Annotated in this window: 14 protein-coding genes; 12 read left to right on the top strand and 2 right to left on the bottom strand. The window is 37.4% G+C overall.

The window, feature by feature from the left end:
• Positions 1–634: 634 nt before the first annotated feature.
• The 7 genes from X953_RS20095 to X953_RS19195 all read left to right on the top strand — a co-directional run bounded on the left by X953_RS20095 (position 635) and on the right by X953_RS19195 (position 5,595).
• A complete protein-coding gene (locus X953_RS20095) occupies positions 635–799 on the top strand; it encodes a hypothetical protein (protein WP_198023283.1) in 165 nt (54 codons plus the stop codon).
• An 81-nt stretch (positions 800–880) separates the two neighbouring features.
• Positions 881–1,717, top strand: a complete 837-nt coding sequence (locus X953_RS15500) for a hypothetical protein (RefSeq protein WP_040956386.1) — start codon at positions 881–883, stop codon at positions 1,715–1,717.
• 285 nt (positions 1,718–2,002) lie between these two features.
• The gene (locus tag X953_RS15495) at positions 2,003–2,296 is read left to right on the top strand and encodes an NUMOD4 domain-containing protein (RefSeq protein WP_232217744.1); all 294 of its coding nucleotides are present in this window, start codon (positions 2,003–2,005) and stop codon (positions 2,294–2,296) included.
• Positions 2,297–2,498: 202 nt separating this feature from the next.
• On the top strand, positions 2,499–2,936 hold the full coding sequence (locus X953_RS15490; RefSeq protein ID WP_040956385.1) for a hypothetical protein: 438 nt from the start codon (positions 2,499–2,501) through the stop codon (positions 2,934–2,936).
• Positions 2,937–2,949: 13 nt separating this feature from the next.
• Positions 2,950–3,285: a hypothetical protein gene (locus tag X953_RS15485; protein WP_156958500.1), complete on the top strand. Its 336-nt coding sequence runs from the start codon at positions 2,950–2,952 to the stop codon at positions 3,283–3,285.
• A gap of 52 nt (positions 3,286–3,337) precedes the next feature.
• Positions 3,338–4,384 (top strand): PD-(D/E)XK nuclease family protein, encoded by a 1,047-nt coding sequence (locus X953_RS15480; protein WP_040956383.1) that lies wholly within the window; start codon positions 3,338–3,340, stop codon positions 4,382–4,384.
• A 77-nt stretch (positions 4,385–4,461) separates the two neighbouring features.
• Positions 4,462–5,595, top strand: coding sequence for an HNH endonuclease (locus tag X953_RS19195; RefSeq protein ID WP_052350163.1), 1,134 nt, complete (start codon positions 4,462–4,464; stop codon positions 5,593–5,595).
• Positions 5,596–5,635: 40 nt separating this feature from the next.
• Here X953_RS19195 and X953_RS15470 read toward each other — a convergent pair whose 3' ends face one another.
• Entirely contained in the window at positions 5,636–8,698 is a 3,063-nt protein-coding gene (locus X953_RS15470; RefSeq protein ID WP_052350162.1) for an ATP-binding protein, read from the bottom strand.
• 396 nt (positions 8,699–9,094) lie between these two features.
• On the opposite strand from X953_RS15470, the gene X953_RS20565 reads away from it, so the two are divergent.
• A complete protein-coding gene (locus X953_RS20565; RefSeq protein WP_084715719.1) occupies positions 9,095–9,193 on the top strand; it encodes a topoisomerase DNA-binding C4 zinc finger domain-containing protein in 99 nt (32 codons plus the stop codon).
• 174 nt (positions 9,194–9,367) lie between these two features.
• Here X953_RS20565 and sda read toward each other — a convergent pair whose 3' ends face one another.
• Positions 9,368–9,535 carry a sporulation histidine kinase inhibitor Sda gene (gene sda / locus X953_RS19615; RefSeq protein ID WP_084715718.1) on the bottom strand — a complete coding sequence of 56 codons (168 nt, stop codon included), beginning with the start codon at positions 9,533–9,535 and terminating at the stop codon, positions 9,368–9,370.
• Positions 9,536–9,667: 132 nt separating this feature from the next.
• On the opposite strand from sda, the gene X953_RS15465 reads away from it, so the two are divergent.
• From X953_RS15465 to X953_RS15450, 4 genes are all read left to right on the top strand, one after another.
• The gene (locus X953_RS15465; RefSeq protein WP_232217743.1) at positions 9,668–10,219 is read left to right on the top strand and encodes a helix-turn-helix domain-containing protein; all 552 of its coding nucleotides are present in this window, start codon (positions 9,668–9,670) and stop codon (positions 10,217–10,219) included.
• Between the two features lie 267 nt (positions 10,220–10,486).
• Positions 10,487–11,320 (top strand): MurR/RpiR family transcriptional regulator, encoded by an 834-nt coding sequence (locus tag X953_RS15460; RefSeq protein ID WP_040956381.1) that lies wholly within the window; start codon positions 10,487–10,489, stop codon positions 11,318–11,320.
• 57 nt (positions 11,321–11,377) lie between these two features.
• Positions 11,378–12,520, top strand: a complete 1,143-nt coding sequence (locus X953_RS15455; protein ID WP_040956380.1) for a M20 peptidase aminoacylase family protein — start codon at positions 11,378–11,380, stop codon at positions 12,518–12,520.
• The gene (locus tag X953_RS15450) at positions 12,517–13,308 is read left to right on the top strand and encodes a GNAT family N-acetyltransferase (RefSeq protein WP_040956379.1); all 792 of its coding nucleotides are present in this window, start codon (positions 12,517–12,519) and stop codon (positions 13,306–13,308) included. The genes X953_RS15455 and X953_RS15450 overlap by 4 nt, the downstream gene beginning before the upstream one ends.
• Positions 13,309–13,317 lie beyond the last annotated feature (9 nt).

Genomic DNA, 13,317 nt, shown 5'->3' with positions numbered 1-13,317 from the left:
GCAAATATTTACATATTATTCTTATTATAGAATGAAAAGAAGTAATTGTCATCTTATTTTTTGGAAGTTGTCTACAACAACGAAATATATTTATATATTTATAATGTTAATTTCGTGTAGCTACAAGGCGAGGTGTTTCTCATCATTAACATAATTGCTAATAAGTGAGAAAAAATTAGATTGTCTATAGTTTTGAGTGCCTCTCAAATTCCAAGTTATGTCACAATATTTTGCCGAATGAATTTTTCGTGTATAACTTACTTTTAATAACATAGGATTCATAAATTAATTAACGCAATTATTTTTATAGGACTTATATGGGGACGAAAGTAGATGAGAGAGAAACTAACTTTTAAAGAAGAGTTTGCAAAAAAAGTTGCGGGAAGTTGGAAGAGTAGAAAATTAAAATGGTTATATAGAACTATATTTATCTATTATAATATGTATATTTAGGAATATGTTACCATTTAAGAGATAATTTATGTTACAATTTAATTAGAAAAAATGAGTTAAGTATATAGTGTTGGGTATTTTAGGAATATCACTAATGGTAGCTGCTATTGTACTTCTTACAATAGCAATAATAGATATACTAAAAAAACGACACAGCTTAGAATACATAGGAGGTTATTATATGAAAGTTATTTCTATTATATTAATTGTTATCGGAGCTATCGGTCTCCTTCTTTCCACTATGATGTTCGGGGATATTGGTTTAGCGGCTGGAATTGCTTCTATAACCGCGATATTATCAGGGGTTAATTTTCTAAATCTTAATAAAAAGATAAGTACTAATTAGTTAAGTTTATGTACTTGCCAACTCTTGAATTATGTAAGGGTTTGCTAAATAAATTATATATACCTATAAGGGGGTATTTAGATGAAAAAAGTCTTAATTGCTATCAGTTTAATCGCAGCCTTGGTTATGCTGGGCGCTTGTGGAGATTCTGAAGCTTTATCAGAAGGCAAAGAGAAGAAAGAGACAGCAGCTACCAAGACAAAAGGCAAGCTGAAAGAAGAGGATTATGAGAAATTGTATAGTGACCCAGACAAATACAAAGGATACGAAATAGAATTGACAGGAAAAGTTTTCACAAAACCTGAGAAAGACGAAAGTGGTACATACATTCAAATGTGGGCAGACCCGGAGAATGCCGAGAAGAACACATTGGTAGCAATCAAGGATTCGAACATCAAGATCGCAACAGACGATTACGTAAAAATAACAGGGACAATTGAAAAAGCCTACGAAGGTGAGAATGCCTTTGGAGGAACAGTTTCTGCACCGGTGGTTAACGCGAACAGTGCTGAAGTAGTAGATTTCATTACTGCTACTTCACCAACACTGAAGGAGATCGAAGTGAAAGAGTCAGTCGATCAACACGGGCTCGCCATAGAACTTCAAAAAATCGAACTTGCTGATAATCAGACACGCGTTTATGTTAAAGTGAAAAACGACTCTCAAGAAAATGCCTCATTTTATTCATTTAATTCTAAATTAATTGTCGGCAACAAACAGCTTGAAGAAGAAATGCTCTTTGAAGCTGATTTGCCTCAAGTACAGTCCGAACTCTTGCCAGGGATTGAAACAGAGGGAGTCATTGTCTTTCCTGCAATTGCTCCGGATGAAGAGATAATTAAGTTCCATGCTGAAGGTAGTACGGACGACTATGAATTAGATTTCAAACCTTATACGTTTGAAGTATCAATAAAATAAGCAGAGACAGCACCTGAGGAGGTGCTGTTTTTATATAATATAATGAAGAATATTAGTTGCTGTACCGATTTACTCTTTTTTGGTGCTGTCACTTCCTTAATTATTTAATATATAGTTAATAAACCTTTAATTTTAATTTTCTTAGTAGTTATTTTTCTATTATACCAGTAAGCTACATAGCACAAGGTAACAGAACAATTAGTTCTTTAGATAAGATGGAATAACTAAGATTTTCAACACTGGATTAGTAAGTAAAAAAATAGATTAATGAGGAGAAATATAAAAATGAACGAGATAAGAAGAGAGATACCGGGTTACAAAGGTCTTTATGAAATTACAGAATCGGGTAAAATTATCTCATTGAGACAGCAACGTCCGATAGCTAGATGTAATGATGAATATGGATTTCATATCGTTAAGCTAACGAATCATAAAGGAGAAAAGAAAAATCACAATGTTTATGATTTATGGAATAAAATATTTGAAAATGCTGATAAGAGGAAATTTAAAGGAGCTTTAAAACCGAAATATGGCATTGCATGTAAAATTTTAAGAAGTGGGGATGTTCACTTTAATTAAAAAATGTCCAAGAAAAAAGCAGTTAGAATGAATTCTTACCAGTATTTAAGTTTTGCAGCTGAGTGTTTGGATGCTAATCTTTTTTAGAAGTAGTCTCGCTACTTGATAAACTTGATATACGGTTATTTGGACAATGACAAAGCGATTTGGTCTGGTCTCATCAATACAGAATTACTATTTAAAAATTGAAAGGAGAAAGGTTATGGGCAGTAATCATTACATTGAATTAATACAAAATACCTTTTCAACATTACTTTTAGATGCAATTCAGTATTTCCCGGAGGATATTGAAAACATTCATTATGAAGCCAGTGGAATACTTTATGGAACGAGTAATAAAAAACACGTTGAATGTGATTATGTTTTTCCTGTAGGTATTGTGGAGAAAAGAAGTAAGGAAAGCGTGACTAGCAATCCGAAACTTGAAAACGCCTTAACTACTTCTCGTCAGCTATTCTCCACCTCTCAATTTATTGGTACATATCATAGTCATCCGTACGAGAAGGAGTTTCCAGATTGGGCAAATCCAAGTAATGGGGATGTCAATTACTCCCGTCATATGAAATATCCGTACGAAGTGATTGTCGCTATAACAAGAAACGCAGAAAAGGCGAAACCGTTAACTTTGAATGGAAAATGATGGGTTACGGTTTATGTACAATAGTCAAGGAAAAAGTTACGATTCACCAGATCAGGAAGCATTAGGTTATAGAACTTCCTATATATCTGGAGAGTTTCAAAAGTATAAGTTTGAAATTAGAGCTTATAAGTATACTAGAGATTCCTTGATAGATATAGATTTATTATCTTCAGAGGCTGAATTACTGGGTATATTGCAAGAAGAAGAACTGGCATTAGAAACTATCCCCCAACGTGAGGTTTATCGACTTCGTAAATTGGAATATAACCTTCGTAGCACCCAAGATAATGATAGGTCAAATCAAAATATCGACTATCATCTTTCAAAACTATGTAAAGAACAGACTTAATTGGGTCAGGAGAACCGTCCCCCTGACCCATCCTATAAAAGAAGGTGTGCAATTGGATAATGTCTTTATAAATTTGTTAAAACTCCATGGCAAACAGGGATTTGGAGTTAGAACACCATTGGAAGACTTCACTACAGAGATCTTTGCTTATATTCTGTCACAAGATAACGCTATGATTGATTTATTTATGAATCACGTCTTGAAAGTGCCTGGTGAAAAATTTCGTGTTCGAACACAAGGGAGATACATTGTAGAGGAAGAATGTGTTATTGACATGGTGTTTGAAAATAATGAGACGATATGTTTTTTGGAAAATAAGGTGCATGCGTCTGAAGGAGAAAGACAGTTAGAGCGGTATCTTACCGTGCTTCACTCTTTTTTGGATAGAAAGGTGTACTTACGATATTGCACGAAATATTACGACCCCAAGGACATAACTGAACTCGATTTTAAGCAAATTCGGTGGCGAGATGTATACACTTTTTTACAGAAAAATTCCAAAGAAGATAGTTTGATTAAAGCATTCTTGGAGTTTATGGAGGTAAAGGGAATGGCAGGAGAAGGCGTATTTAATTATCAGGATATTTTAGTAATGAATCAGTTGAACACAACTTTGGCGAAGATGGATGATCTCCTTGAAGATATGTTGCCTATGTTTACAACGTATTTTGGTGAACCAAAGGCGGAACAAAGTGGAAAACGCCTGAAGGGAATTCATAATTATACATATGAAGTATGGAAAGGTGATGTGTTAGCTGGGAGAAAGGATCCAGCTGATTCCAGAATTAGTATTGGGTTTGAATTCTGTCGGGAGGCAGATATGGCGACAGATATGGTTTATCCGGTAATATACCTAGCGATTGAATGCACTAATGGCCTTGATAATTTTGATTTGATTAAACAAAGGTTAGAGATGGATGAATTCTTTGACTTAACAGACAGTGATGAAACGTGGGTATCTGGCTGGTTTGAAAAGCCCTTATCAGATTTTCTTCCTTTAGAACATCAATTTGGAGAAATAGAGAAATGGTTTAGAGAGAAGATGGAAGCTTTGATGGTATGGAAAGAAAATACGCCGGAGTTGGGTTGGCAGGTTTAGGTTTGGTGTGTTGATTTGTGTATTAAATACTATGAATATTCTTTTATAATGAAATAATATAGATAGTGAGGGGTTCTATGAATGAAAAACTATTAAATAGAATTGAAGAAATTCTAGTATTGTCTGCTAACAAAAATGAACTTATTGAATATGGTAGATTGAGTAGAGAAATTGGAGGATTAATCTCGCCAATTAAGTTAAATGAACCTTTAGGTGAAATATCATTAAGATGTATTAAGAAAAATTTCCCGCCCTTATCTGTCATTGTTGTAAACCAACAAACTCAACGTCCAGGGGAAGGATTTTTTACGTGGGTAGCTTCACAGATGGGTTATAAAAACTTACCTCAGTCAGAATGGGAAGATTTCTTTATTAAACAAAAAGAGGCTGTTTTTAGCTGGGATTGGAATGAATACATAGAAAATAAAGCCTCCAATAGTGGAAGTAAAGCTGTTAACATATTTTCAATAGAAGATCTTAATAATAGATTATTAGATAAATCATATGTAATAGGGGAAGAAACAAGATATTATATATTAACAATTAAGAAGTTCCTTGAAACAACAAGTATTGGCCCTTATCAATACCATATGATTTTACTAGAGAATCATCAAAAAATAAGTGAGGGTACGTTAGAAGACGAAAATTCAAAACAACTGCTTACTCCTAGCAAGAAAAAAGGATTAGAACTTCTTTTCAAGCATAACCCAATGGTACATATTCATGATATTAGCATGGTGCATTATAAGCAGGATCGACAGAAAAATTCCCCGTGGGCTAAAGAGCCAGCATCCAGTTTGCGGAGCCTTTATAATGAATTGGAAAACACAAGACTTCGCAATATAGTCGATCATGATGTTGAAATAGAAAAACAGCAAGATGCAACGAATTATAAAGACGGAGAAGTAAAACAATATTATGGAAATCGATATGAACGCAAAGCGAAAAACCGCCTAAAAGCAATTGAAATTCATGGAACCATATGTGCTGTATGTGGCTTTAAGTTTGAAGAGGTTTATGGGGAACTAGGCAGAGATTTCATTGAAATTCATCATGTGAGGCCGTTAAGTACGTTAAATGAAGCGGTGGAAGTTGACCCTGCGAAAGATTTAGTTACAGTTTGTCCTAATTGCCATCGCATGCTACATCGAAATAGAAATAAAGTATTGTCAGTTGAAGAATTAAAGAAGATCATCCAGTTTGACAGTTGATAAGTGGGTCAGGAGAACCGTCCCCCCTGACCCACCATATTCACTTCGGCACAGTAAAACTAACTGTGGTGCCCTCATTAACATTGCTTTGAATGGTTAATCCTTCCCTGTAAAATTGTTTTAGACGACGATCAACATTTCTAAGGCCCACTCCTTTACCTTGGAATGGGTGATCCTTTGTAAGTAACTTTTTAAGTATATGATCTTCTATACCTTTTCCATTATCATGAATGGTAAATTCAATGTGATTTGCTTGCGATTTTACACGTATGACTATTTTGCCACCTTCGATCATTTGTAGAACTCCATGTTTTGCAGCATTTTCAACAAGTGGTTGTATGGATAAAGGCGGAATGAGAATATCAATATCTTTCTCCACATCCCACTCGATTGTTAATCGGTCACCGAATCTCGTCTGCTCTATATATAGATAGGAGCGTACCAAGGATAATTCCTGCTCCAGCGGAACAACAGGATCAGCATTGTGAAAATCAAAGCTAAGGCGTAAATAATGGCTAAACTCCTCTAGTAATTGATGCATCTTCGTGACGTCAAACTGGCTTAGCGCAGAGATTGTGTTTAATGTATTAAAAATAAAATGTGGTTGAATCTGTGATTGAAGCCACGCGCCTTCCATACGAATACGTTCCTCTATGGAAACTTTTAACTCGGTTAAGACGTGGACCCTCGCTAAAAGCTCCCACACATCTATTGGCTTTGTTACATAGTCATTGGCTCCGGATGTAAATCCAGAGATCACATCCTCTCTCCTTGTTTTAGCAGTTAGCAGGAGTACAGGAAGTTCAGAGGAGGTAAAGCGTTCTCGGATAAAACTTGTTAATTCATAGCCGGAAACATATGGCATCATGACGTCAGAAATCACCAGATCAAAAGATTCCAGTTCTAATTTTTCCATCGCGTTTGCTGCACTACTTTCACGCGTAACTTTATAGCCTTCTTTTTCGAGAATAGTTCCGAGTATATTGAGATTATCTGGGTCATCCTCTACAAGCAATAGATGTAAACTCGTTTTTACGGCCTTCTCCTTATACGCATGTGCTGCTACTTGGTTGGTATGATTCATTTCCTCTAGTATGGAAGGTAGTTGTCCCGTATCTTCCGTTCTTTCCTGCGTTTCATCGTACATAGGGAGTGTGAAAGTGAAAATGGAGCCTTTCCCTAAAGTAGACTGTACCGTCAATGTGCCATGATGCAATTCTACCAATTGTTTACAAATACTCAAACCTAACCCGAAGCCACCACTCGCCCTTTTTTCGTTTAAATCACCTTGTTCATACGGTTCAAATATAGTGTCCAGCTTATCTTCGTTGATCCCAATTCCAGTGTCTTCAATATATAAGTGGATGAAATCATCTTTTTCAGTAGCGTGAATGGTTATTGTGCCTTCGTCCGTATACTTAATTGCATTATGAATTAAATTAAATAAAATTTGAACCAGACGATTTTCATCAGCCATCACAGCAGGGAATTGATCTGGGATGTCGAGCTTTAATGTAATGTTTTTGCTAACGAACATCAACTTCGTCATCTCAATTACACTGCTAATCACGGGTTGTATTTCTGTCCTTTTTATATCAAGGTGAATTGTTTTTTCTTGTAATCGGGTCACATCAAGCAAGTCATTCAACATAAGGTTCATCCGCTTACTTATGACAAGTAATGTAGAAAGCGCTTCCTGGTGTTCCTTGTGTAGGGCGGGATTTTTATCCTCCAATACGGATTGGAGAATGTTAGATATTCCACTTAAAGGGTTTCTTAATTCATGTGACGTGTTTACTAAGAACTCATCTTTACGCTCGTTCTCCATTTGTAACTTCTTCGTTAGTTCTTCTGATTTGGATGTGATATGAAAGAACCGTTTAAACCAAAAAGCTGTAAAGCAAAGTAGTGCGATTATAAGATCAAAAGGATAGTGCACCATTACGCTTGAGTTATTATTTATAACGATAGCCCAAATCAAGTTGTTTCCGATACTAATACAGCCAAGTAGTAAGTATATTCCTTGCTCTATCCTAATTTTTTTCCTGTCAAAGTTTAACAAAGAAATAAAAACCGAGCTTAAAAGTACGCCTGAAAGTAAGACCCTAGATGTTAAATAGATAAATGAGGAAGGTGATATAAATACAAAGAGTGCGTACAATAAACAATAAATCAGGAAGAATTTCAGTAATCGCTTGTTGCGAACTCCTTGAAACAGTTGGTTGGCAACTAATGGAATAAATGCGCCTACACCAATATAAGATAGATACACTAATTTGACTTCCCATTCATAACTAAAGGAAAGCCAGTTAAATAATATTTTATCATCAGAACCCAGTACCGTTACAATTGAAAATGTAAGTAATAACGTATAGTAAAGCATGCCTTTATTTATACGGAAACGCATGAAATACAGGATACAGGCATATACACTATGTAAAATCAGGACAAGTACAAGTAAAACTTGTAAGCCGATGGATAGGAATGTATGTAAGTTTATTGCTTGATCTGTCCCAAATTGAATTGGTTTAGTTATGCCCACTTTTGGTTGATTACTGGAGTAATGGATGATGATTTCAACTTCATTTTTTTCTGGAGGGATAGCAACCCTATATGGAAGCGTGCTACCAATATGATTAGCTGCAGTTTCAGCCGTTTGGCCTGATCCGCCCATTTGCTCTCCATTAATAAAAACAGTTGAGGCATTATGTAATTTATTGATTCTCAAAGAAAAATCTTGTGCATCATTATTATGAAGTGAAATTCGTAGACGGTAGGTTCCATATGTAAAGAAATGATCATCTTGATGAACAGACTTGCCATTTGTAGGTAACTCTAGGTAAGTTGGTTTTTCCCCATTTGGTTCAGTAGGATTTATAAAAGTTTCCGGATAGAATTCCCATTCCCCGTTTAATAATAATGTTTGTCGATCATTAAAATTCCAGTCTTGTAGATCGAGTATTCCTTCTGATGCGACGGGTGCTTCAGAATAATAGAAGGTGGATGTGATAGAAGACATCCACAATAACCGCACCAATATTATTGCCGCAAGAAACAGTATAACTATAAAACTCCATTTATTAATAAACAATTTTTTAACCATATTTTACTCCATCTCATTTTTAACAGACTTTTATGAATTAACGTACCTCTTAATAGATTAATCATATATATAATGATAGGAAATGTCACTATGTTTTTTAGGGGGTGCTGACAGACTTCCATTTAACTGCATCCCAGTATTTCTATTACTTCTGGCTGGAATCATCTTTTTCAAGTTGAAGTCTCCAGTTATAAAAGGTGCAATGGGAGAGTGGTATGTAAATCATGCATGAAGTAAACTAGGAGCGGATTATAGAGTCTATCATGATCTCTATGTATCAAATGGTGAGGGTAGATTTACCCAAGTGGATCATGTAGTTACCTAGCATGTAGCACACATAAAAAATTACCGAAGAATAAAGATGCTGAAAGAAAAGCAGGGTGTACAACACAACGTATGCCCAAAATGTGGAGGAAGGGGAAGTACGGCTTATACTATGGGTGTAGTAACTTTCCGAAATGTAGGTATACAAAGAAAGTTTCATGTTTCATGTAGGGGTCCATAAAACGTAATAAATTGCATATTGGTGGAAGATGAAGCTTGGGGGAAACGGTAGGCCAAAATTGATCTGACTGTAACGTAGCGTACCTATTACTGGGGGCCATTCAGCCCCTACAGTATTTGGTTCCAAATCTACAAAAATTCAAAAACGTTTAGTGCATCTTCTTTCTATTTATTCGTCGCCGAATCCATCCTGCTATCTTTATAATTCCACATTAAATTAAACTGCCTTCTCGTTATTTCCCTTTCCAGTAAATATAAGAAATCTTTATCTAAATGAAGCTCCGATGCCTTCTTGTAAGCATCTACTAATTGTTTGTCTGTTAATAATTGCATTAATATCCCTTCCTAAGTATCTATTCTATATCGTTTTTCAATCTACTAGACTTTCCATTTTAGTTTGCTATACTATATATATTTTATAATAAAAATAAAATAAAAAGTGTGGCAAATTGCTACATAAGAAGGATGAGTCCATTGAGAGAATGGTTAAAGAAGATGAGGATTGCAAAGGGATTAACACAGGAAGATGTTGCTTCAAAAGCTTTTATAAATCGAGCTTTTTACTCCCAAATAGAAAATGGTAAGCGGAAACCAAGCTTCGATGTTGCCAGGAATATTGCTAACGTATTAGGTTTTAGTTCCTCCGCGTTTTTCACAGAAGAATTTGGAGAACCTTTTTATTTAGCTTTGAAAAATTCACCTATGGTAATTGCTCACTGTGATCTTGATTTAAGATATATTTGGCTATTTAACCCTCATCCGGATTTCGATACCAGTAGTAGCCTTGGTAAACGGGATGATGAACTCGCAATGAACCAAGGGATTCTTGATTTAATGGAACTGAAAAGGAAAGTTATCGAAGAAGGTGTGAAATGTAAAAAGAAGATAACCTTTCCCTTATCGGATGGGGATCATAGCTATTATGTTTTTGGTGAGCCTCTGGTAAATAAGAAAGGAGAAATTATTGGAGCAGTCACTTCTTCGATGGATATTAGTGAGGTGTTGGATGATGATTAGGGTGCTGGCTCTACTAGGCCTGTTCTGAGTCAGCACCTGTCAATAACGGCATATTTTGCCAGCAACACTTTCAGTTCCCGCTGTTTTTCGGCGGGAGCTTTTTATTATCATTCAGGAAGTGACAGACACTTGAAAAAACAAACTATTGCCAAGTTTTATAATTATATGTTAGAATTGTCTAAAATTATAAAGTATTCGCTTCATATAAAACAAAAGAATGAAGTTTTAGCTTCATTTTGAGTGTTAGATCCATGGAGGTATTTTACAGTGGAGGCTATTTATCAACGAATTGCTGAAAAACAACAAACCTTCTCCAAAAATTTACTGAAGATTACATCATATTTATATGATGATCCAAAAATGTTTGCGATGCTGTCTGCTTCAGAAGCAGGTAAGCTAATGGACGTCAGTGAGACGACGGTAATCCGCTTCTGTCAAAAGCTGGGATACTCTGGCTATCGGCAGTTGCAGGAAGAAGTACGCCAATCCATGCTTGAAAAAAGTTCATTGTCTGACTTTGGAAAGCAAAAAACAAAGACAGAATCTATTAAGGGATTAATGGAGGAGGATGCCAACACAATCAGGCAAGCAATGACTCGTCTTTCTGAGGAAAGTCTTGCAACGGCAGTTTCCCGTTTGTCGGCATGTGATCGCACACTAGTTGCAGGCCTTCGGACGTCACATGCGCTGGCGAGTTGGTTTGCATTTGCACTTGACTTAGTAATGGGAAGGACAAGATTATATCAGCCGACGGTAGATGATGTTTTACTGAGAGTGGGTGAATTGACAGAAAAGAGTGTTGTGGTTGTTTTTTCATTCCATCGGTATGCCGCCGACACAGTAAATCTTGCTAAGCTTGCTAATAAACAAGGTGCTTTTATTATTGCAATCACGGATTCACCGGCTGCTCCCGTTTCGGAATATGCTGATCTCGTTTTGCCGATTCATCTGAATTCCGTATCTACGCTTGATGTCGCGCCTGTAGCAATGTCATTGGCAAAAAACATCGTTTCCGCCATTTCGCAAAATAATATAGAACAGTTTCAGCAACGGGTTGCTCGTTTTGATGAAATGGCAAGTAATGACTTCTTTGGCGGATAGAAGGATTAGCGAATGCGTCCGCGGAGTTGAATAATTGTAAGTAAGGAGAGGTGCAGCATGAGTAGCAATACAAAATCATTGGAAGAACAATTAAAAGATATATTTAACCATTTACATGAGCATCCGGAAATAAGCTGGGAGGAGCATGATACTAGGGATTACATACAGTCTATCGTGTCTCCTTATGATTGCAACATACAAACTTTTGATGATTGTGCGGCCGTCGTGGTGGAAATCGGCAGTGGAAAGCCAGTGGTGGCGATTCGTGCAGATATGGATGCGCTTTGGCAGGAAGTGGATGGGACCATGCAGGCCAATCACTCTTGCGGTCATGATGCACATATGACCATTGTGCTTGGGTTATTCCTTACGCTTATGGAAAAGGAGCTCCCCGAGAGTGGAACATATCGTTTTATTTTCCAACCAGCAGAGGAAAAAGGTACGGGAGCATTAAAAATGGTGGAACATGGTGTGGTTGATGATGTCGACTTTTTGTATGGTATGCATTTGAGACCAACGGAAGAATTGGCATCAGGCCAATTTGCTCCGGCAATCCGCCATGGAGCGGCAAAGTTTATTGAAGGTACTGTTCTTGGGGAAGATGCACATGGAGCAAGGCCGCATTTAAATGAAAATGCCATTCAGCTTGGCATGGAATTTTTCCAGCATTTGAATAATATCCATGCAGACCCGAGGGTTCCTTATTCTGTGAAGATGACCGCTTTTAAGGCTGGCGGTAAGAATGCCAATATCATTCCAGGTAAGGCGACGTTTTCCATCGATGTGCGTGCACAAACGAATGACGTTATGAATTTACTGACGGATAAAATCGAAAAAATTGCCAGGATGCTTGAGGAATATCACGATGTTCCTGTTAAGTTAGAAACAAAAGCACATGTGGCGGCGGCTGTGCCTGATGAAAGGGCGACAGAAATTTTACAGGAAGCTATTACCGAGCATGTTGGCAGGGAAAATACGAGGCCGGCGATCACTACAACAGGTGGGGATGACTTTCATTTTTACACGATCAAGCGGCCACAGCTAAAGGCGACGATGCTTGCAATTGGATGTGGGTTGAAGCCAGGACTGCATCACCCGCAAATGGCGTTTCATCATGAAGTGATCCCAGAGGCTGTTGCTATCCTGACGAATGCGCTGATCAAAACAGTTGAGAAGTACAGTCAGGAGGGGATTGAATGACAGCGTTAGAGATTCGGCAACTAACGACAATGTCAGAACTGTACGAGATGCAAAAGGTGGAAGCTGCCGTATGGCAGATGGATCCCATTCCTGTTCACCAGACGTTTACCGCATTGCATCATGGAGGTGTTGTTCTGGGTGCCTTCGAGGAAAATCGGATGGTAGGATTCTTGTATAGCTTTGCTGGTTTTGATGGAAAAGCGTCCTATCTATGCTCCCATATGATGGGGATGCTGCCCGGTTATCGCATGAACGGACTTGGAGAGGCACTGAAATTTAAGCAGGCGGAAATTGCGCGCACGCTTGGTTATGATATGATCACATGGACATACGATCCGTTGGAGAGTAGAAATGCCTATGTGAACCTGCATAAGCTAGGTGCAGTAGGTGCAATTTATCACCCGAATCATTATGGTGATATGGATGATGAATTGAATCGTGGCCTACCGACAGATAGGTTTCAGATTCAGTGGGAACTGGATGAAAAGAAGAAAAAACCGACAGTGTCCTTGGATGTAGAGCTTGTGTTGCTTGATGGTGGCAGCCATGGTGAACCGATGATTAAAAAGCACTTGGAAACAGGGCACGTTGCCGATGGTACTACTTATTTTGTGGCAATTCCAGCCGATTTTCAGACGATGAAGCAAACGAATTTTACCCTTGCCAAAAGCTGGCGTCTGGAAACAGGGAAGGTATTTAAGAAACTTTTCGATCACGGATTTCAAGCAAGAGATCTACTTCGCACGAAAGAAGAAGCATACAGTTACTACGTATTTACTAAAGAGTAGAAGGGACGA

The organism is Virgibacillus sp. SK37 (assembly GCF_000725285.1).
In the GTDB taxonomy this organism is placed as follows: domain Bacteria; phylum Bacillota; class Bacilli; order Bacillales; family Amphibacillaceae; genus Virgibacillus_Q.
Note: the sequence above shows the minus strand (reverse complement) of the source record. Positions and strands in the feature narration are given on the sequence as shown.